This window comes from Photobacterium malacitanum, from assembly GCF_900185615.1.
Taxonomy (GTDB): domain Bacteria; phylum Pseudomonadota; class Gammaproteobacteria; order Enterobacterales; family Vibrionaceae; genus Photobacterium; species Photobacterium malacitanum.
Genome location: NZ_FYAK01000001.1, coordinates 253,884 through 272,251, shown reverse-complemented (window position 1 = coordinate 272,251; position 18,368 = coordinate 253,884). Strand labels below are relative to the sequence as shown.

Here is an 18,368-nt window from a genome sequence, read left to right as displayed (position 1 = left end):
TTTTATTGACTGAATAAACAATTATTTTAAATTAAAACTGGAAAATCATCACAGCTAAACTAGTATTGATAGTGTAATCGAATTCTATCTCTATCCAGTTAGCGCAAGGCTCATCACTGAGCCTATTCCCCTAAGCCCGACACAGGAATCGTTTCGGGCTTTTTTTTAGTCTGCCAGACTATTCAATTTTAAGCGTCAAACAAGTAAAAAAAAACCTGAGCACATGGCTCAGGTCTTCATTCACTAACAAACAAAAGATTAGTTATGTTTGTGTGCTGTGATTTCTGCTTTTTTAAGGTCTTTAACGTTCTTGCTAACGTCACGACGCTCTTTAGATAACTCAGCACTGATGATGATATGATCATCAACACGATCTTCGTAATCGCCTTTCATGTTTTCAATGATTTCTAGAATTTGATCATGAGTCATATCTGGCTTGATATAGTCCAACATGTTCTCTAGTAATTCTACACGCTTACGGTTATCACGGATTTTACGATCGTTATCAAGAATTTCGCGCTTAAGTTTGTTTTTACGGCGAGCCTGACGAACAAGTTCAAGGATGTTGTTCATGTTTTGTCCTTAGTCTGAAAATAAAGCCTTGTGAAACTGATTTAATGCTAATAATTAGGAAAAATGCACTTCCTAGTACATAACCGTCGAGTCTCAGTTTTTTTCTAAAATCGTTATATCAGAAAATCTGCTGTAAACTCAAGCAATACCCGAAGATTATCGACTAGGTGGTGAGTTAACATACGCTTAAAGATCCTTTATTGTTTGGATTATGCGCTTTGCTATTTATCTTTGCTTTGATTTCGTGCAATAAATATTAGAGATAATTACTAATAAAAAAGACAGTTAGATGAATTATCGAAGAAATTATAATGACACTGTTTATGATTGCATTGTTTGCTCATAAAAAAACTGAATTTGATTTGCAAATCACCCATCAGCGCCTAGTCTTCATAGTAGACCAGTACTTATTTACAATTAAAGCAATCTGAACAAGGATATCTTCGCTGTCATCTCCATGATCAGCAACAGAGTTCAACGCTCAAATCGCTCCGTAATCTGATATTGGCTATACCGTGTGATGAATAGATTTATCAGGAGACAACATGTCAAAAGCAACAGGTACCGTTAAGTGGTTTAACGAAGAAAAAGGGTTTGGTTTTATCACTCAAGATGACGGCGGTGCTGATGTATTTGTACACTTCCGTGCGATTAGTGGTGATGGCTTTAAAACGCTATCTGAAGGCCAAAAAGTTTCTTACGAGACCGAACAAGGTCCTAAGGGTCTTCAAGCAGCGAACGTTGAAAGAATCTAATAACTTAACGTTAAAACGTTACAAAACCAAGGGCTTCTAGAGCCCTTTTTTTTATTTTTATTACACTGTTCTTATTTGATATATAAAGAAAAAGTACAATACAGCATTATCTATTACTTCTAGATCGATAATAAGCAGTTTGTAGCATATAATTGCTAAATGTTATTTTGTTAAAGGGGTCACATTCTTGTGATGTTTTTATACGAGAAACTTGCCCTTTCAATATGAAAATGGCCTAATACTCATGGCTTTAAGAAAGGCCTATTTATGCAACAAATTGAAAGAGAAAACTTCGTTACACTGTTCAAATGTACACAGTTGTCCTGAAGCGCTTCATTATTCTTTTGTACATAAGTAAACCAGCGTAATTAACGCTATTAATTTATTATTTCAGGAGACATAACATGTCTAAAGCAACTGGTATCGTTAAGTGGTTCAACGATGAGAAAGGTTTCGGTTTTATCACTCAAGACAATGGCGGTGCTGACGTATTCGTTCACTTCCGTGCTATCACAGGTGAAGGCTTCAAATCTCTAGCTGAAGGTCAAAAAGTTTCTTTTGACGTTGAGCAAGGCCAAAAAGGTCCTCAAGCTGCTAACGTTGAGCGCATTTAATTTTTCGACAAACAGTTGAAAGAAGTTAAGGGTATTTTATATACCCTTTTTTATTATTTATTACCCTGCAACATACAACATTTTCACTCGTGGCTGATCTAAACCAAAATAATCATTCTCTTGTTCAACATCTATAAATCCTAGTTGCTGATATAATTTCTTCGCATGATTATTCGGATGGACAGTTAACCATAGCTTTTCACAACCAGACAATATCTCCATCGCTGCATGCATCAATTGCCGTCCAACACCTTTGCCTTGCACACAACTATCTACAGCTAGCGCAAGTATCCACCCTTCTGATGCCACTAATGATCCATTCGTAAACTGAGGTGCACACAATACATAGCCAATAACATTGTCTAAGTCTCGCGCAACTAATAACCCAGCAGGCCAACAATCATAAGCTTGGCGAATAAAAAAATCAGGATAACAGTGGTCACCAAACAATTTTTTCTCAAGCTGATATACCGCCTGTATATCTTCTTTGTTAGCAACATCCAATGTAATTATTTGATCCACGACTTTTGTTTATCCTTTAATCTTTGTTACTGCCATAAAAAAGCCAGTGTCGTATAAACGCCACTGGCTTTAGTCAATAATAATTAACTATTATTTATCAGCACGACTCATGAACTTATGCTCAGACGTATTGATTTTGATTTTTTCACCATTTGCAATGTATTCAGGAACTTGAACAACAAGACCTGTAGACAGTGTTGCTGGCTTAGTACGAGCACTTGCAGATGCACCTTTAATTGAAGGATCTGTCTCAACAATTGTTAGCTCTACTGTTGCAGGTAATTCTAGAGCGACAGGAGCACCATCTACAGTCAATACTTCAATACCTTTAGTATCTTCATTGATAAATAGTAATTCTTCTGCAATTGCGTCTTTAGTGAAAGTGTATGGCGTGTAATCTTCATCATCCATAAACACGTATTCTTCACCATCGATGTATGAGAACGATGCTTTTTGACGACGGAAATCTGCTAACGTAATCATCTCATCAGCTTTAAAGCTAACATCAGATTTCAAACCCGTTGCTACATCATAAATGCGCATACGGTAAAGACTTGCACCAGCACGACCACTAGGCGTTAGTTTGGTAATTTCTTTAACTAAAGCTACTTTACCGTTAAGTTCAATAGCAGCAAATTTTTTAATATCACTAGCCTTTGGCATGATCATTCTTCCAAAAATAAATAGTGGTGAGAAATTACACCAAGATACAGATTTATAGCAAGTAATATGATAGTCCAAAGTCTATTTTTTTGCATTGTTGTATCAACATGGTTAATAGATAACCAAGACAATAATAACAAAAATTTACGCACTACTTTAAAGATTTAATGAGCAGCTATGTTAGTTATTTATATGAATCTGCCACGGATCGCCTTCATCAGGACGATCACCTAACGTCCACCATTTTGCTTTATATATAATATCGTTGTAGCTAACAATATCCCCACCATGGTAAATGGTATCTTGATTCCAAATAGGTGTGGTTGGCTGAGGAGGAGTTGTTGGGTCATCTAGATCATCATTCTTAATTCCTGCAGACACATGCCAATCATCTATATAAGTAGTAGCATAATCGATTCGAATACCTGTAGTGCCAGCATCAATTAATTGATTGGTAGTAGCTAATATAATTTTATCATTCAAAAATAGCGTGAGTTGAGAGTCATAAGCTGTAAATTTAATATCATACCATTGCTTTTCTGCTAATTTCCCCTCTGAATTAAAATAGTCATTGGTATAATCGCTAAGATGGATCTGTGCTAGCGTTGTATATTTACCCTGATATTTTATTTTTATTGTTACATAACCATCATAACGAATGGAAGCAACATATAAATCATCAGATGTTTGATAACGTACAAACGCATGTAACCCAGACCATGCAGGAATATTACCGTTTTTATGCCACTCATCTATATAAGCACGGTACTCAACAGTTTGATTTGTCCACTTCATCTTTTGATTCAGTGTATCGCGTGCATCTGTGACAACACGAAATGTTTTATAATCAACCCATCCATATTTAAATTGATCAACATATTTCGCAATAAGGCAACCAGACGTCACATCATAGCCTGCTTGCAAAGACTGAGAATTTGAACATTCAATTACTTGACCATCTTTAAAATTATCAAATGTTTCACCTTTCCAACTTAATACGCTAGAAACAGGGCCTACCAAATAAGGGCCACCATCATTAGGATAAGCATCATAAGCTGCAAATGCTGAATTCCAAGGAAATAAAGCACAACTAAAAATAGTCACTCCAAGTTTTATCTTTGATAACTCTATCATTACTACCTCATATGACATTAATTTTATAAACTTAATGTCACTTTAAAGGCAATTTGATTGCTGTCATTTGATTTTTATTCTTTTTGTAGAATGTTAAATACTAGATCACATCAAATATGTATTTATCATTAGTAATACATAAAAAATAATACCCGCGTAACTATTCATTTAATTCTAAATAGCAGCTTATTTAACCACACCACAAACTAAACGTTCACCACTACCACCGTGTTTATGTGGGTGATCGGCATGATTATCGCCACCAACATGTATCATTAATGAACGCCCAATTAAATCAGTAATTTTTAAGCGAGGCGCTAACACTGGCTCAATAGCATTACCGTGATTATCGACATACAATGGAGGTAAATCCCCAAGATGATTATCATTTGTCCAAGAATAACCATGCTTCCCTGTATTCATTGGATCATAATGTCCACCAGCAGCACCAGCCGCGATTGTTTTCCCATGTTCTTGTGTCGATTCACAGGACGCATTTTCATGTAAATGAAAACCATGTAGTCCAGGCGATAAGCCTGATAGTTTAGGTGTAAATACAACACCATATTGTGACTGTTTAGCAGTTATGCTACCAATTGATTTGCCAGAGTTAAGATCATTCATTTCAACCATAACAACGGTGGCATTCACATCAAATGAAGTAACAAGTAAGCCGAAAAATAACCAAATTTTTATCATAAATTCATCCTTAAATTTAGTACGACATTTAGATACTACTAATGATTATTAAATTATAGGCACATTTATGCGTATTCGGTTAAGAAAGAGGTAAGGAAATACAAAATCATTAAACAGCAACGCAATATATATAATTACGTCGCTACTTAAATTTATTTATTTTCAGAGGCATAGTTTGAATATAAACAGTAATAACAACCGTCATTCAACACCACAATCATGACGTAACATGGGTCGAGGCCATAAAGTAACTTACTTTAATACCTGTGATTGAATAACCGTCATTACACCCTGCTCATTATTACTTGGTGCATGAAAGCGTGCTAATTGCTTAATCTCAGGATGTGCATTATCCATTGCATAACTAAAATAGGTTTCTTTTAGCATTTCAACATCATTTAAAAAATCACCAAAGCTCATACTTTCTTCAAAGGTAAAATTAAAAATACGTTGTAACTCTTTAATTGCAGTACCTTTAGATGCTGTTTTATGCATAATATCAAGCCAAACCTTTGCACTTACAACAACTTGATGAGTCTGAGAATATAAAGGGGCTATAATTGGGTATATTTGTTTTTCTGTACCGTTGAAGTTAAGTACTGCAATTTTAATAAATTCATCATCAACAGCTAATAAATCACTTACTATTTCAAGGTTATGATAGTACTTATTAATTTCCTCTAAAGCCTGAGGATCTGTTGTCTCTGTATAGGCTGAGTTTTTACCACACAAAACAATAAACGTATTCTCAATTTCTTTTACACTAGTAATAATGGCATGGATTTCTGGCGTTGGAATAGTTGAACTATACAACTCTTTACCTTGATACATAACCAACGTACCATTTTCAGCAATAAACAGCATTTTATCTTTAACTGGTTCAAAAGTATTAACTAAACTCTGGTACTGTCGGCCTGATGCTGCTGAAAAAATGATATTTTTAGCATGAAGCTGATTAAATACGTCATAAAAGTTATCAGGCAGTTGTTTATCATCATTGAGTAATGTGCCATCCATATCTGTTGCTATAAATTTGATTGAAGACGTCATATACCGCTATTACTCCGATATTTCATGTGATTAATACCAGCATTCTACCTGTTAATTTGGATTATTTTCACAAAAAACACATAAAATGTTAATTAAATACCCATATCGTAAAAAACACCACTCATTAATGTAGTGGTGTTTTCATTACGCTAAGAGCGATGATCATCGTTATTGTGTTTAGATGCCAACTCAGTCTCAACCTTACAACAACCACCTACATTCTCTTTTTTCGCTTTTAGATATAGCTGTATAAATAAAAAGAACATAAAGAATAAAAATATAACAACAGAAATAACGATATATAAAGGAAATAACTCATCGGTACTCATTAAATACTCCTTATTTATGTTAATCATCAACAATTCAAATAAGAATGTAACTCATTACCACTATTGTCAATAGAATTCATCACTCTTCTTATACTTTACTTATAATTGATATCAACACCCTTAGTTACACCGTAACATTGAATGGTAATACATTATTATTTATCTGCCGCTGATAATAATTTTTGTTGGAAAGTCAGCATGACCGGTTTTTGTTTTATTGAAACACCAGAATAAGATTTGTCAATTGAACGATTTACCCTGTATCTTTGTAGCGACACATTATTCATTTTAGTGTTATCAAAACTAACCTTCCCCATAAAGTCACCATCTTTAGCTGATGCGGAATAAGACGTTAGACTTAAAATAGTTATCAAAAAAACATACTTAAAATATTTCATAAATCACCTCTAATAAGACTAAGAAACCAATAACTTTTTATTATGTTCTACAACCATGATGGCAATGGCTAGAAAGAGAATATCTTTCACTAAAAAGAAACTTGTTGTTGGTACCCCATCGACGACTTTCCATGTATCTGGCGTGGTAAATAAGAAACTCAATGTTACAAGAAAAATAACGCTTGATGCCAATCCTGCAAAATAGCCTACTCGAGGATTAAAAAAGCCATAAATAAGTCCAGCCGCTACTACTATTTCACTAAGACCAACAAGATTTGAGACAGTCTGAACAGAGAAAAAATTATACGTCCAACCCATTAATGGATGATTTTTAATTAAAGGTTCAATGGCTGCAGCTTCAGTTGGTGTGAATTTAAAAATACCAATCCATAATAAAACTAATACAACCCCAAAAACGCCTAACTTATATCCGACTGTCGTTGCCACACGGTTTTCTAAACTATTCATATATTATTCCCCAAAACATAAATTGAACTAAACTGTTCAGTTCAATTTATGGGTTAATTCATCTTCTGTCAACACTTTTGAACTAAACAGTTTATTTTGATAAAATTACAGCACCGACGACAAGAGGCTAAAGTTAATGAGTAAGCAACAAGAAAAACGATTAAATATCATTAATAAAACGATTAACTTATGTGCTCAATATGGTTTCCACGGTACGAGTATGGACAGCATAACTACCGCAACAGGTGTTTCTAAAGCAACTATTTATAAGTACTTCACATCCAAAGAAAATCTTATAAATGAAGCATTAGTCATGTTTAGTGAAAGAGCATTAAATCATTTAAGTATTATCTTTTCTGATCCGTCGCTCACTCTAGAGCAAAAGCTTTCAGAACGCTTTGAGGTATTAGTAAAATTAATGAAAGACGACCTCTTTAATGGTTGTTATTTTCAGTTGGCATACAGTGAGTTCAATCATACTGACAATGCGATTGCCGATACATGCAGTGGATATAAAATGCAACGTGTCGAGATGATACAAGCTTTATTGACTCAGCATAATATTACTAATGCGGCATTAAAGTCACAGCAAGCAGAGCTGATTTTTAATGGATTATTAGCATCTCTACAGATAACAAAAAACACCCAATTAATATCAATGGCAAAAGATATGTATCTCGATATTATTTTTAAAGATTGATAAGCATAAAATGACAGATTTGCACCCTTTTTAATGCTTTTTTTCTTAAAAAACACAATACATACTTTAAACAAATTATAGCTTTGAACTATGTCACAATTTAATGATGCTTTTCTTTGCTAAAAACCATTGCGGTGCCATAAAAACAATATATATTTTTATTTATTACATAATTAATCATTGTAAATAATGGTCGATTATTAATTAACAGCATGGTTTTTAACACAAGGCGTTTCCATATGAAAAATTATCTTATTTTGCCCCTACTCTTAGTTTCAACATCAGTATTGGCGAATACTCATATCTTAAGTCCAAAATTTCACCATCCAAATAATAAAGAACATCATGTGATCAAAAAAGTTGCTGCGCCTGCTACGAATAATAAAGGAGTTATCAGCCCTAAATTTCATCATCCAGATAATAAAGAGCATCATGTGATCAAAAAAACAAAAAAAACGTCGTCATCAGCCCCTACTCTTTAGTCCTCTTCTTCTAAGATAAACAATGAGCACGATAAGATGCTCATTGTTTATTTATAAATCAATTAGTTAATTTTTATTATTTATACTCCTTTTACCGCTAAAACTAGCGATGTATACGGCTTTAAATCCCTTTCGATAAAATTGCATTGTCGCTGCAACAACAAAGATACCTAAAAGAGATAACCAATAGTCACTATTATTAATTTTTGGGCTAAGCTTGGTAACAACACTCTCATTTACACCCAACAACAAGGATAAAGATAAAATGGCCTTACTTGATTTTGTACGCGATATTGGCAATAAATTATTTAGCAATGAAGATGAAGCGCCAGCAAAAATAACTCAACATATTGAAAATAATAACCCAGGGTTAGAGAATTTAAATGTTGAAGTAAAAGATGGTGTTGCAACACTTTCGGGAACAGCAGATAGTGCTGCGGCCAAAGAAAAAGCTATTTTAATGGCGGGAAATACAGCCGGTATTGAATCGATTGTTGATAATATTGATGCACCAGCAGTCACTGAAACAGTGAGCTATTATGAAGTTAAATCTGGTGATAGCCTCTGGAAAATAGCTGAAAGTACGTTGGGTAATGGCGCGGACTATCAAAAAATCTTTGATGCAAATAAAGAAGTGATTATCGATCCTGACAAAATTTTTCCTGGTCAAAAACTTCGTATACCAACCACAGCCTAATAGAGGTAAAAATCATGGATATTAACCAACTATTGCGCATTGGTGCTCAATTATTTACGCAATCACAAGCGAATACGACTGGCTTAAATGAAAATACCATTACTTCGGCATTGTCACACTTATTTGGTGGTGACAGTGACGGAAAAGGCATTGATTTACAATCTATAATTCAATCTCTAAATGGGGCTGGGCTAGCAAACATTGCAGCGTCTTGGCTTGGCAATGGTGACAATGAAGCCATTTCAGCCACAGATATTGGTAATATTTTCAACCCAGACCAATTATCAAACTTTGCCAATGAAGTTAAATTACCACAGAGTGAAGCAATAACCGGCTTACAAGAAACGCTGCCAGGTATGATAGATAAAGCAAGCCCTAATGGTGATATTGCAACAGAACTATTTCAAGCAGTCGGTGGTATGGATGGACTTCTCAACATTGCCTCAAATATCTTTGGCAAAAAGTAATAAATAGCACTATCTATAAATAATAAATCGATGTTATTACAACGAGATAAGATTAGTAATAACATCGATTTCTTTATTGTTTGATTACATTACTTCTGCGCACTAACGCCCATCAGGTGATCAACCTTTTGCACATTCTTAAAGCCAACTGCGATTAATCGACGAATTACACCGTCCACAAAGCTGCTACCCTTTTTCATGATATGCGGATTCCCGGTGTAATGGAAAAAACGTCCGCCTTGACGAAGTACACGGTAAACTTCGCTATAAAACTCTTCGCTATATAATTCACCTGCAAGAGAAAAACGCGGTGGATCGTGAATAACCGCATCAAACGATATCGAAGGCATGGTTGTGATCAACTCAAAACTACTGCCCTGACGTTGTTCAATGCCATCATTATTTAGATCTTGCGACCAAGGATTTAGTGCACGTAACCCCATAACTGATTCACTCAGTTCAATGGTCAATACTTTTTTAGCGCCAAGTCGATGAGCTGCAATTGCGGCATAACCTAAACCACTGCAACAATCGAGGACATTGTCGCCACTGCGTACAGCTTGTTTCGCCATATCGGATGCACTTGCAAAAGGATCGGTTCCTTTAGAAATATGCATCTTAACACCACTAATTTCGAGTAATGGTGCGCCCTCTGTCGGTGCTAATTTGTAATAGCCAACACTGCGGTCTTCAATAGGCTCCATATCGCCATCACTGCAAAGATAAATTCTTTGAGTCTTTTTGACGATTTTTTTAAGATCAGCAATTGACAATTTATTGTCTTCGTCCAGAACTAAACCTTCAGGACTAACAGCGTAATCCTGTTCTGAAAGGTGAAGATCTGTCGATAAGTGGACACTCGATTGTCCTTTAGCAATAGCGTCTAACGCCTGTTGAGCATTTTTTGTATGAAGATAGTAGCCAAGCATAGTTCATTTATCTAATTAGAAACACTGAGCGTATTGTAACATAAAACCTCACACTCATATCTCGATCATAGCTAGCATATTGTGCTCATACTGAATTTGTAATGCCTTTCAACTTTGCTTGATTATCGCAGCAATACCTCCGCTCACATTGAGGTTAGATGCTGATTTAATTGTAATTGTTCAAAACAAGCATCAATATCAAACGCAGAAATGTACTGATGTTTCTATTGATCATAAGCGATAATCATCAACGTCAATAGCGATTGGTATTTTAAAGCATTAAAAATCAAACACATAACCAAGCTACCTACAAGTAGGTAGAAATAATATTTGACGCTAAAATAAAATCACCCTATATTTACAATCAATCAAGCGCAGCAGAATAATTTAATCATATTGCTCGCTTCTTTTTTTAACCACACCACCTACCAACCAATAGGTAGCCAGATAAAATAAAGGATTACATTATGTTCACGACATCATCAATTGCACTTATCGTTGGCGGCTCATCAGGCATGGGTAAAGCCACCGCTGAACGGTTATTAAACGCTGGTATTTCTGTTATGATTTTATCGCACAATGCCGATAAACTTGCCGCAGCAAAAGCCGACTTAGAACAACGAACTGACGGTAATGTTGAAACAGCACAAGTTGATTTATATGACCTTGCTAATGTGAACGCTTTTATTCATCAATTAGAAAATGAAACTCGTCATATTGGTTACCTTGTTAACGCAGCAGGTTTTTTTAAACCGGTTAGCTTTCTAGATCACACTGAAAAAGATTATGACCTTCAATTAGATATCAACAAATCATTTTTCTTTATTACTCAAGCTGTGGCAAAAAACATGCAGCAACATGGTGGTGGCTCAATCGTAAATATCGGTTCAATGTGGGCCCATCAAGCTATCAAGGCTACCCCGTCATCTGCTTATTCAATGCAAAAAGCAGCTTTACATGCATTTACCCGTAACTTAGCGATGGAACTTGCTGACGATAATATTCGTGCCAATGCTGTAGCGCCAGCCGTTGTTCTTTCACCTATCTATAAATCATTCATTGCTGAAGATGAGATTGAAACAGCATTACAGGGATTTAATGATTTCCACCCAATCGGACATATTGGTTCAACCACTGATATAGCAGATGCGATTGAATTTTTACTATCAGACAAAGCAAAATGGATCACAGGTACAGTGCTCGATGTTGATGGTGGTGTAATGGCGGGTCGTAATTAACCTTAAAGTTAACTCTCGCATGTTGTTAATAATGGCGATAACAGGTCGCCATTACCTCTCTACTCATAGGTAGAAAAAATTGTTATCTGTATTGCTAAATGATAAATTATTGATTCTCTTTAATATGTGAATATCAATTATGAAAGACATTAATCCTACAGCAGCAAAAATTGCCGATATTGCCGAAAAATATATTCAATGTCGTGGTTTTAACGGTTTTAGTTTTCGTGATATTCAAGATGAATTGGGCATAAAAACAGCCAGTATTCATTATCATTATAAAACTAAACAAGATTTAGCCATTGTTGTATTTGAACGTTATCTGGAACGCTATAAAACGGCACTAATCGCGATCGAACAACAACATACAACTGCTGCTGATAAACTAACAGCGTTGGCCAATATTTTTATTACAGTCCGTGAAGAAGGCAAACTGTGTTTATGTGGTATGTATGCATCGGATTTTTATTCTCTCACTGATAGCCTAAACATTCAGTTGGATCGGTTCGTTACTCTTAATGAGCAGTGGATAGAGCAAGTCATCATAGCTGGAATGAATAATAATGAGCTTTCATCACAATTAATTGCTATCGATGCTGCGAGGCTTTATTTCGTATCACTCGAAGGCTGCATGCTTATTTCACAATTTAAAGATGCGAATTACATTAAAACAGTGGTTAACAACTATTTTAATGTCGTTTTAAAAGTAAGACCAAATATCTAAGACTGTTGTCGTTAATCAAACAGACTACACTTAATACAAATAGTATTGTCGTTTCGCAGGTATTTCAATGGCACCATATTATCAATTTTTGTATCTATGGTGCTTTTACTGCCTCTGTTTTACCCTTCCAGCATACAGCAATCCCACACTAACCAATAACATTCGTGCCAGTGTTAGCTACTCACAAACAATACAACCACTGACAATCAACACTCACATTGATAACAACTACCCTATCCAATTACAGTTACTGTTTAATGTTATTGATTGTTATGATGATATTGGTCTAGTAACAGGTTGGTATCAGTATGATAAATATAAAGTCCGCATACCATTATTAGGGATCTACAACTATCAATTTATAACCTTATATCGCTTTGATACAAAGCAACATCAACGCCTGCTTGCTCAATTTAAAGATCATCCAAATCAATTAACCCCCCTTGAGAATAACCCTTCATTTATCGAAAAATTTGAGTTTATAAATCGTTGGCAGCAACCCGATGATACATGGCTTCCATTTCGCGGTAAGTGGACCAACGGCACAAAAACGTTAAGCGTCAATCCTTTTAATATGGACGACATCACCGACCAAGCACACAACCATTATGATTTGGTGATTACTTCTTCACACCGTGCCATAACAAGCCTTGATTTACTCACACAACTTGGCTTAGCGTCAGAATATCGAATTACCAATGGTAATATTGCCTGCCCAGAACTCTCATTAACGGTTGCCAACATCAAAAAAAATACTCAAGGTTGGAAGATTAAACTCGATTACAGTGTGGGACTACGTCGCTGTGCAGGCAGTCATGCTGGTTACTATGATTTACAACTCGATCAACAATTTAAAATGATCAGCAACCAGCATGTTTTAGTTGAACAATGCAGTATAGGGCAATAACCATCAACAATAACACTTATGCTATTCAGGCTAGACTACATTGTTATATGGGTGATGATGGCTACAATTACCAAGCTCGAGTGCTTAAAATCTTAATTGAGCTAATTTTATTATTAAATCCGGTTGCATTTTCATCGCCACCTTTGCGAGTATAATAACCTCCACTATAGTTAGTGCCCTCATAAAAACGAACCGTCCAACCCGTTGGAATATAATAAGAAGACATACGATCATCAAAATTATAAACGTTTAAATTAGGAACATCATGGCTAATAGTGATTGATTGCCCACGGTGATTTTTATGACTGTACAATGCAATAGCATCATGACGACCACTATCAGAATCAAACGCCAATGATGACTTAATGCACTTCGCTTCTTTCGCTTTACAGAAAATACTGTTTTCACCTTGCGACTGTTCACAGCGTTGGTGAACTTTATAACGCGCAATATCTTCACTCATACCAACATCAGCAAATACATCAGTAAATGGCTGTAAGGTACATACATAAACACGGCTATTATGACTGCCATTAGTGTTGTTATTAAGATTATTTACGTTGTTAAACTCAACACGTAAATCCGCTTGTGAAGCAGCACTGAAACCTAAAAGAGTGGTTAAAAAGAGTATTTTTTTCATGACTACTTAATCTGCTATAGCAACCAAAATTGCTCATATGAAGGTGAACCGATTTCTTGATAATACCACTAACCATTTCTTTTTAATATAATACACCGTTCAAATGTGTTCGTTAGGTATATTTATAATCATTATAGATAATTAAACTTACTTTATAAAATACAATATCTTGCATCAGCGCTGTTATATTAATAGCCACATTCAATAATCATACAGATACCCTATGTATGCTTGTATGGTATTTAATATAACAAAGACTCACTAACATGCTAAACACTGCTTTGCATTGGCTTAAAAAATTCATTAAAGATCCGTTTTCTCATTTTTTAATCGCTGGGGCGATCTTATTTGTTTGTTATTCGCTTTATCATTCAAACACGTCTTCTACCAATGAAGTCGTGATCACGCCCTCTCAAATCACCCAACAAAAACGCGATGACAAAACATACTTTGGTAGCCTGCCTTCCCATAAGATGTTGAATAACGATATCAACCAAGTGATTCTGCAACGCATTCTATCGCAGCAAGCACTGAAACTCGGCTTAGAAAAAGGCGATCCCAATCTTAACGCGCTACTAATGCAACGGTTTATTTCTTACACCACCCAAATAGCTAAAATAAATGCGGCCAATACTAAGTTATTGCACCGCTATTATGTTGCGCATCGCCAAAACTACCGTGTTCCTAATATGTACTCACTCTGCTACCACTTCCTATCACCTCAAGAGCAAGCACATTCAAAACAAACACCCAGCTCTCAACAATGTTTGAGCCATATAACCGAGCAAGATCTGCAGTCTAAATTAGGATCAGCGGTGATCAAAACCTTAAATACAATTGCCCTTAACACCTGGTCACATTCGGCCAACACTCCGTTTGGTCCTATTACGGTTAAATTAACTCACTATAATAAAGCTGGAATTCTAAGCTTTAAAGATGCGAAACCACTGTTAACGAATGACTATACCAATGCTGTTATTAATACAAAAATAACCGACGTAATAAAAAAATACCGCATTGAGCTTCCAGCTAACTCAGGCATCGTTGTCACAACAAAGACCTTACTTAAAAATGTATAAGCATAACTTTTATACTGCCCTATGCGCGGTTTTATATATAGCATTGAGTTTGGTATGGAGCCCACAAGTACAAGCCCATCCTTATCAACCTGCTGTTGGATTAATTAACCAAATAGATAATCATCAATATGAATTAACACTTAAGCTGCCTGTGGTGGCTGGAGAACACACAAAAATCATTCCTAAACTTACCCACGGTGGAAAAATCCATTTATTAAGCTCTCAAAATAGTCTTGATGGCTTTGGTATGGATCTACAGCGGTATTTATTGGTATTTCCAACCTCTGACACCGCACCTATGATCACATTTCAAGGGCTAAATAATATTCAACTGTTGACACAAACCACCAGCCAACATGGACAAATAAATACGCTAGAACTTTACAAAGGACATAACCAGTTATTGTTGGCGGGCAAGGTAAGCACATGGGCGACAGTAAAGTTATTTGTTACCTTAGGTATCACTCATATTTTAACAGGCATCGACCACCTCATGTTTGTTGCTGGGTTGTTGCTCTTTACCCGTGATTTTCGTACCTTTTTGAAAGCTATTACCTGCTTCACATTGGCACACAGCATTACTTTAAGTCTATCAGCACTCAATTTGATTCATGTGCCGGAACCACCTGTTGAAGCGGGTATCGCATTGAGTATTTTATTTTTATGCTATGAGTTAACGCGACCTAATAATAAAGACCAACCGACATTAAGCCGCCGCTTCCCATGGTTGATTTCATTTTCATTTGGATTACTACACGGTTTAGGCTTTGCGAGCGCTCTAAAAGCAGCAGGATTACAACAGACCAGCATTCCTTTAGCACTGGCGTGTTTTAATGTTGGCGTTGAAATCGGACAGCTAATTTTTCTAAGTATACTACTAACGATCTTAAAAATTTGCTCCAAAATTGCATTTTTCCAGCAACGAATCTTTCAACAAGTACCGTTATATATCATGGGAATTATGGCTTCATTTTGGTTTATTCAACGAATTCACATCGTCTTTCACTAAATAGGCTATTAATCGTAATCAAACATTTTGTTTTTGTAAGTGGTCAACTACGCTATTGCTATGGTAGTGATAGCATTCTAAATATAAGAAACAGTTAAGGAAGTTATATGTACATTGCAATGAACCGTTTTAAAATTCGTTTAGGCTCTGAACAAGAATTTATCGATATCTGGAAAAATCGCGAAACCTACCTTGATACCGTTGCTGGCTTTCAATCATTCAATTTACTTCAAGGTGCATCGAATGATGAATATACCCTATTTGCTTCACATTCAGTGTGGGACTCTCGCCAAGCGTTTGAAGGTTGGACTCAATCAGAGCAATTCCGCAAAGCCCATGCTAATGCGCGTGGTAACAAAGACATTTATTTAGGCGCACCAAACTTCGAGGGCTTTGAAAGTTGCCTTTAATAACACCATAAAGTAAATCAGACCCAAATGCCTAACTGATGGTATTTGGGTTTAGATTATTATTTTTCTACGTTTAACGCTTGATTCTGAAGTAACTCTTCCAATGGAATCGGCTTAGAAAACAGAAAACCTTGTAAGAAATCAACGCCTTGTTTTTGCAAATATTCAGCTTGTACCTCTGTTTCAACACCTTCTGCAATAAGATCAAGTGACAGCCGTTTTGCCATTTCAATAGTGGTATCAATTAAGTGCTCAGAAGTACTGTCTATACCTATATTCTTTACAAAGATTTGATCAATTTTTAGATAGTTAAGGTCAATCTTTTGCAAATTAACCAAGCTTGAATGCCCAGTTCCAAAATCATCAATCGCAATTTTACAACCAATACTTTTTAACTGCTGAAATAGACCTTGGGTAAAATCTGATACGCCAAGTGCTTCACGTTCAGTTAATTCCAACACCAATACGATTTTATTATCTGCAATTTCATCAATAAAATGCTGACATTCTTCAGACAATACCGTGCTATTACAATGCTGAGGTGCAATATTCACTCCAACATGAAATGGTGCCGGTAAAGCATGTTTATATAAACGTAATTGTTTTGCCGTCTCTTTGAAAATGAGATTAGTCATTGGAATAATCAATCCAGAACGTTCAGCTTGTGGAATAAACATATCAGGACGTACTAGCCCGTGAATTGGATGATTCCAACGCATTAAAATTTCTAAGCCAATCAACTCTTTTGTTGTCGCATTAACAATTGTTTGAGCATATGGCACAAACTCACGATTACTGATTGCCCTTTCGAGTTCTGAATATAACGAACGAGGACGTTGCAATACCCAGCCACAGAAAATAGAGAAAAAGACTTGAGTTATTAAAATGACTAATATGTAAAAATATTCTTGTTTCCAAAAAATAAGCCATGAAGATTGGCTGTTTAAGCCAATAAAAACTGTAAAAGGATAATTATTAGATGTTACTGATTGAACATCTAATAATGGCTGATTAGGATCTTCATGGGTAAATACGTTACTATTGGTTAACCATAATTTACCAACTGCTAATGAAATAAGAAATGAATTTGTTTGTGAATGAGAAAACAGCGATTCAATATACCGAGTATCAATATCGCTCAACGCTGTCTTATCACCTTCCTCAGTACGAACCACGATTAATGGCTGATCCTTTTTAACCTTACTTCCAGGCATCAGCAATAATTTGCCATCAATATATCTCGCTTGATTATCACTAAGAGAAAGCGGTCCCCAAAGAGATGTACAATAAATAGTATCACCATGTACAAGGTTTGTTGTACGTACATAAGGAATACGGGTAACGCTCGCCCTTATTTTTCGATAAATTTGGTCACAACTATTATCAGCAGCGATTAAATCTAATGCCCGTTGGTTGGACTGTTCACCATAAGCAAGAATAGAGTCAATTTGAGTCACTATTGTCATTGCATGTTGCTTTGCATTTACTTCTAACGAGGCCATAAAACCAGCATGAAATAATTTCAAAATGATAATACTAGGCAGTAATGTCAATAATATAAGTAAATTTTTCTTTATGTTTTCAGTCATTAGGCCCTCTATGTAATCAGTATTAGTCTGATTGTTAAACAAATAGTTACATCATTATTTTCTTTGATTATAACCATAAAAATCAAAAGGTATTTTTTAAATCTTTCAATTCAAGAATAATCATAATCATTATGCATATAATATTTTAGTATTACTTCAATGCACAAAAGTTATTAATTTATTAAAAATCATTCTAAAAAAGCAAGAAACTGTTCAACTATAACTCGATAAGCTTTATTCTTATACTCAGCAATAGCAAACATACCAACAGGTTTATTTTATACGCGACGAT

The 18,368-nt window shown here is 35.4% G+C and carries 24 protein-coding genes; 12 read left to right on the top strand and 12 right to left on the bottom strand.

Annotated elements, in window-relative coordinates:
* Window positions 1-258: 258 nt before the first annotated feature.
* A complete protein-coding gene (locus PMAL9190_RS01240) occupies window positions 259-573 on the bottom strand; it encodes a DUF496 family protein (protein ID WP_060998102.1) in 315 nt (104 codons plus the stop codon).
* 545 nt (window positions 574-1,118) lie between these two features.
* Between PMAL9190_RS01240 and cspE (PMAL9190_RS01235) the strand changes: the two genes are divergently transcribed.
* Together cspE (PMAL9190_RS01235) and cspE (PMAL9190_RS01230) are read left to right on the top strand one after the other, a co-directional pair.
* On the top strand, window positions 1,119-1,328 hold the full coding sequence (cspE, locus tag PMAL9190_RS01235; RefSeq protein ID WP_087843559.1) for a transcription antiterminator/RNA stability regulator CspE: 210 nt from the start codon (window positions 1,119-1,121) through the stop codon (window positions 1,326-1,328).
* Window positions 1,329-1,732: 404 nt separating this feature from the next.
* Window positions 1,733-1,942 carry a transcription antiterminator/RNA stability regulator CspE gene (gene cspE, locus PMAL9190_RS01230; protein ID WP_087843558.1) on the top strand — a complete coding sequence of 70 codons (210 nt, stop codon included), beginning with the start codon at window positions 1,733-1,735 and terminating at the stop codon, window positions 1,940-1,942.
* Window positions 1,943-2,002: 60 nt separating this feature from the next.
* Here the strand turns inward: cspE (PMAL9190_RS01230) and PMAL9190_RS01225 are convergent, their stop codons facing one another.
* From PMAL9190_RS01225 to PMAL9190_RS01190, 8 genes are all read right to left on the bottom strand, one after another.
* Window positions 2,003-2,464 carry a GNAT family N-acetyltransferase gene (locus tag PMAL9190_RS01225; RefSeq protein WP_235004257.1) on the bottom strand — a complete coding sequence of 154 codons (462 nt, stop codon included), beginning with the start codon at window positions 2,462-2,464 and terminating at the stop codon, window positions 2,003-2,005.
* Between the two features lie 90 nt (window positions 2,465-2,554).
* Window positions 2,555-3,127, bottom strand: coding sequence for an elongation factor P-like protein EfpL (gene efpL, locus PMAL9190_RS01220; protein WP_087819770.1), 573 nt, complete (start codon window positions 3,125-3,127; stop codon window positions 2,555-2,557).
* Window positions 3,128-3,307: 180 nt separating this feature from the next.
* Window positions 3,308-4,261, bottom strand: coding sequence for a carbohydrate-binding protein (locus tag PMAL9190_RS01215; RefSeq protein WP_159458345.1), 954 nt, complete (start codon window positions 4,259-4,261; stop codon window positions 3,308-3,310).
* Between the two features lie 186 nt (window positions 4,262-4,447).
* A complete protein-coding gene (locus tag PMAL9190_RS01210) occupies window positions 4,448-4,960 on the bottom strand; it encodes a superoxide dismutase family protein (RefSeq protein ID WP_087843556.1) in 513 nt (170 codons plus the stop codon).
* A gap of 252 nt (window positions 4,961-5,212) precedes the next feature.
* Window positions 5,213-6,010: a Cof-type HAD-IIB family hydrolase gene (locus PMAL9190_RS01205; RefSeq protein ID WP_087843555.1), complete on the bottom strand. Its 798-nt coding sequence runs from the start codon at window positions 6,008-6,010 to the stop codon at window positions 5,213-5,215.
* A gap of 149 nt (window positions 6,011-6,159) precedes the next feature.
* Window positions 6,160-6,339, bottom strand: coding sequence for a hypothetical protein (locus PMAL9190_RS01200; protein ID WP_087843554.1), 180 nt, complete (start codon window positions 6,337-6,339; stop codon window positions 6,160-6,162).
* Between the two features lie 155 nt (window positions 6,340-6,494).
* Window positions 6,495-6,737 (bottom strand): hypothetical protein, encoded by a 243-nt coding sequence (locus PMAL9190_RS01195; protein ID WP_087843553.1) that lies wholly within the window; start codon window positions 6,735-6,737, stop codon window positions 6,495-6,497.
* Window positions 6,738-6,755: 18 nt separating this feature from the next.
* Window positions 6,756-7,205 carry a DUF417 family protein gene (locus tag PMAL9190_RS01190; protein WP_087843552.1) on the bottom strand — a complete coding sequence of 150 codons (450 nt, stop codon included), beginning with the start codon at window positions 7,203-7,205 and terminating at the stop codon, window positions 6,756-6,758.
* A 136-nt stretch (window positions 7,206-7,341) separates the two neighbouring features.
* On the opposite strand from PMAL9190_RS01190, the gene PMAL9190_RS01185 reads away from it, so the two are divergent.
* The 4 genes from PMAL9190_RS01185 (at window position 7,342) to PMAL9190_RS01170 (ending at window position 9,551) form a co-directional block, all read left to right on the top strand.
* A complete protein-coding gene (locus PMAL9190_RS01185; protein WP_087843551.1) occupies window positions 7,342-7,905 on the top strand; it encodes a TetR/AcrR family transcriptional regulator in 564 nt (187 codons plus the stop codon).
* 239 nt (window positions 7,906-8,144) lie between these two features.
* On the top strand, window positions 8,145-8,387 hold the full coding sequence (locus PMAL9190_RS01180) for a hypothetical protein (RefSeq protein ID WP_087843550.1): 243 nt from the start codon (window positions 8,145-8,147) through the stop codon (window positions 8,385-8,387).
* A 265-nt stretch (window positions 8,388-8,652) separates the two neighbouring features.
* Complete coding sequence (gene lysM / locus PMAL9190_RS01175; protein WP_087843549.1) at window positions 8,653-9,084, top strand: peptidoglycan-binding protein LysM; 432 nt, start codon at window positions 8,653-8,655, stop codon at window positions 9,082-9,084.
* A 14-nt stretch (window positions 9,085-9,098) separates the two neighbouring features.
* Entirely contained in the window at window positions 9,099-9,551 is a 453-nt protein-coding gene (locus PMAL9190_RS01170) for a YidB family protein (protein ID WP_087843548.1), read from the top strand.
* An 89-nt stretch (window positions 9,552-9,640) separates the two neighbouring features.
* On the opposite strand, the gene PMAL9190_RS01165 is transcribed toward PMAL9190_RS01170, so the two are convergent.
* The gene (locus tag PMAL9190_RS01165) at window positions 9,641-10,480 is read right to left on the bottom strand and encodes a class I SAM-dependent methyltransferase (protein WP_087843547.1); all 840 of its coding nucleotides are present in this window, start codon (window positions 10,478-10,480) and stop codon (window positions 9,641-9,643) included.
* Between the two features lie 467 nt (window positions 10,481-10,947).
* Here PMAL9190_RS01165 and PMAL9190_RS01160 point away from each other — a divergent pair, with 467 nt between their 5' ends.
* From PMAL9190_RS01160 to PMAL9190_RS01150, 3 genes are all read left to right on the top strand, one after another.
* Complete coding sequence (locus PMAL9190_RS01160) at window positions 10,948-11,718, top strand: SDR family NAD(P)-dependent oxidoreductase (protein WP_087843546.1); 771 nt, start codon at window positions 10,948-10,950, stop codon at window positions 11,716-11,718.
* 139 nt (window positions 11,719-11,857) lie between these two features.
* Window positions 11,858-12,442, top strand: coding sequence for a TetR/AcrR family transcriptional regulator (locus tag PMAL9190_RS01155; protein ID WP_087843545.1), 585 nt, complete (start codon window positions 11,858-11,860; stop codon window positions 12,440-12,442).
* A gap of 67 nt (window positions 12,443-12,509) precedes the next feature.
* Entirely contained in the window at window positions 12,510-13,349 is an 840-nt protein-coding gene (locus PMAL9190_RS01150) for a hypothetical protein (protein WP_087843544.1), read from the top strand.
* 67 nt (window positions 13,350-13,416) lie between these two features.
* Here PMAL9190_RS01150 and PMAL9190_RS01145 read toward each other — a convergent pair whose 3' ends face one another.
* Window positions 13,417-13,989, bottom strand: a complete 573-nt coding sequence (locus PMAL9190_RS01145) for a beta/gamma crystallin-related protein (RefSeq protein WP_087843543.1) — start codon at window positions 13,987-13,989, stop codon at window positions 13,417-13,419.
* A gap of 266 nt (window positions 13,990-14,255) precedes the next feature.
* Here PMAL9190_RS01145 and PMAL9190_RS01140 point away from each other — a divergent pair, with 266 nt between their 5' ends.
* The 3 genes from PMAL9190_RS01140 (at window position 14,256) to hmuQ (ending at window position 16,487) form a co-directional block, all read left to right on the top strand.
* A complete protein-coding gene (locus tag PMAL9190_RS01140; RefSeq protein ID WP_087843542.1) occupies window positions 14,256-15,068 on the top strand; it encodes a peptidylprolyl isomerase in 813 nt (270 codons plus the stop codon).
* Window positions 15,069-15,111: 43 nt separating this feature from the next.
* Window positions 15,112-16,077, top strand: a complete 966-nt coding sequence (locus PMAL9190_RS01135; RefSeq protein WP_235004256.1) for a HupE/UreJ family protein — start codon at window positions 15,112-15,114, stop codon at window positions 16,075-16,077.
* Window positions 16,078-16,184: 107 nt separating this feature from the next.
* Entirely contained in the window at window positions 16,185-16,487 is a 303-nt protein-coding gene (gene hmuQ / locus PMAL9190_RS01130) for a heme-degrading protein HmuQ (RefSeq protein ID WP_087843540.1), read from the top strand.
* Window positions 16,488-16,546: 59 nt separating this feature from the next.
* On the opposite strand, the gene PMAL9190_RS01125 is transcribed toward hmuQ, so the two are convergent.
* Window positions 16,547-18,076, bottom strand: coding sequence for an EAL domain-containing protein (locus tag PMAL9190_RS01125; protein ID WP_087843539.1), 1,530 nt, complete (start codon window positions 18,074-18,076; stop codon window positions 16,547-16,549).
* Window positions 18,077-18,368: the final 292 nt, after the last annotated feature.

Coding starts and splice junctions, on each gene's coding strand:
- PMAL9190_RS01240 (WP_060998102.1), bottom strand. CDS start 573: ATGAACAACATCCTTGAACTTGTTCGTCAGGCTCGCCGTAAAAACAAA.
- cspE (WP_087843559.1), top strand. CDS start 1,119: ATGTCAAAAGCAACAGGTACCGTTAAGTGGTTTAACGAAGAAAAAGGG.
- cspE (WP_087843558.1), top strand. CDS start 1,733: ATGTCTAAAGCAACTGGTATCGTTAAGTGGTTCAACGATGAGAAAGGT.
- efpL (WP_087819770.1), bottom strand. CDS start 3,127: ATGCCAAAGGCTAGTGATATTAAAAAATTTGCTGCTATTGAACTTAAC.
- PMAL9190_RS01215 (WP_159458345.1), bottom strand. CDS start 4,261: ATGATAGAGTTATCAAAGATAAAACTTGGAGTGACTATTTTTAGTTGT.
- PMAL9190_RS01210 (WP_087843556.1), bottom strand. CDS start 4,960: ATGATAAAAATTTGGTTATTTTTCGGCTTACTTGTTACTTCATTTGAT.
- PMAL9190_RS01205 (WP_087843555.1), bottom strand. CDS start 6,010: ATGACGTCTTCAATCAAATTTATAGCAACAGATATGGATGGCACATTA.
- PMAL9190_RS01200 (WP_087843554.1), bottom strand. CDS start 6,339: ATGAGTACCGATGAGTTATTTCCTTTATATATCGTTATTTCTGTTGTT.
- PMAL9190_RS01195 (WP_087843553.1), bottom strand. CDS start 6,737: ATGAAATATTTTAAGTATGTTTTTTTGATAACTATTTTAAGTCTAACG.
- PMAL9190_RS01190 (WP_087843552.1), bottom strand. CDS start 7,205: ATGAATAGTTTAGAAAACCGTGTGGCAACGACAGTCGGATATAAGTTA.
- PMAL9190_RS01185 (WP_087843551.1), top strand. CDS start 7,342: ATGAGTAAGCAACAAGAAAAACGATTAAATATCATTAATAAAACGATT.
- PMAL9190_RS01180 (WP_087843550.1), top strand. CDS start 8,145: ATGAAAAATTATCTTATTTTGCCCCTACTCTTAGTTTCAACATCAGTA.
- lysM (WP_087843549.1), top strand. CDS start 8,653: ATGGCCTTACTTGATTTTGTACGCGATATTGGCAATAAATTATTTAGC.
- PMAL9190_RS01170 (WP_087843548.1), top strand. CDS start 9,099: ATGGATATTAACCAACTATTGCGCATTGGTGCTCAATTATTTACGCAA.
- PMAL9190_RS01165 (WP_087843547.1), bottom strand. CDS start 10,480: ATGCTTGGCTACTATCTTCATACAAAAAATGCTCAACAGGCGTTAGAC.
- PMAL9190_RS01160 (WP_087843546.1), top strand. CDS start 10,948: ATGTTCACGACATCATCAATTGCACTTATCGTTGGCGGCTCATCAGGC.
- PMAL9190_RS01155 (WP_087843545.1), top strand. CDS start 11,858: ATGAAAGACATTAATCCTACAGCAGCAAAAATTGCCGATATTGCCGAA.
- PMAL9190_RS01150 (WP_087843544.1), top strand. CDS start 12,510: ATGGCACCATATTATCAATTTTTGTATCTATGGTGCTTTTACTGCCTC.
- PMAL9190_RS01145 (WP_087843543.1), bottom strand. CDS start 13,989: ATGAAAAAAATACTCTTTTTAACCACTCTTTTAGGTTTCAGTGCTGCT.
- PMAL9190_RS01140 (WP_087843542.1), top strand. CDS start 14,256: ATGCTAAACACTGCTTTGCATTGGCTTAAAAAATTCATTAAAGATCCG.
- hmuQ (WP_087843540.1), top strand. CDS start 16,185: ATGTACATTGCAATGAACCGTTTTAAAATTCGTTTAGGCTCTGAACAA.
- PMAL9190_RS01125 (WP_087843539.1), bottom strand. CDS start 18,076: ATGACTGAAAACATAAAGAAAAATTTACTTATATTATTGACATTACTG.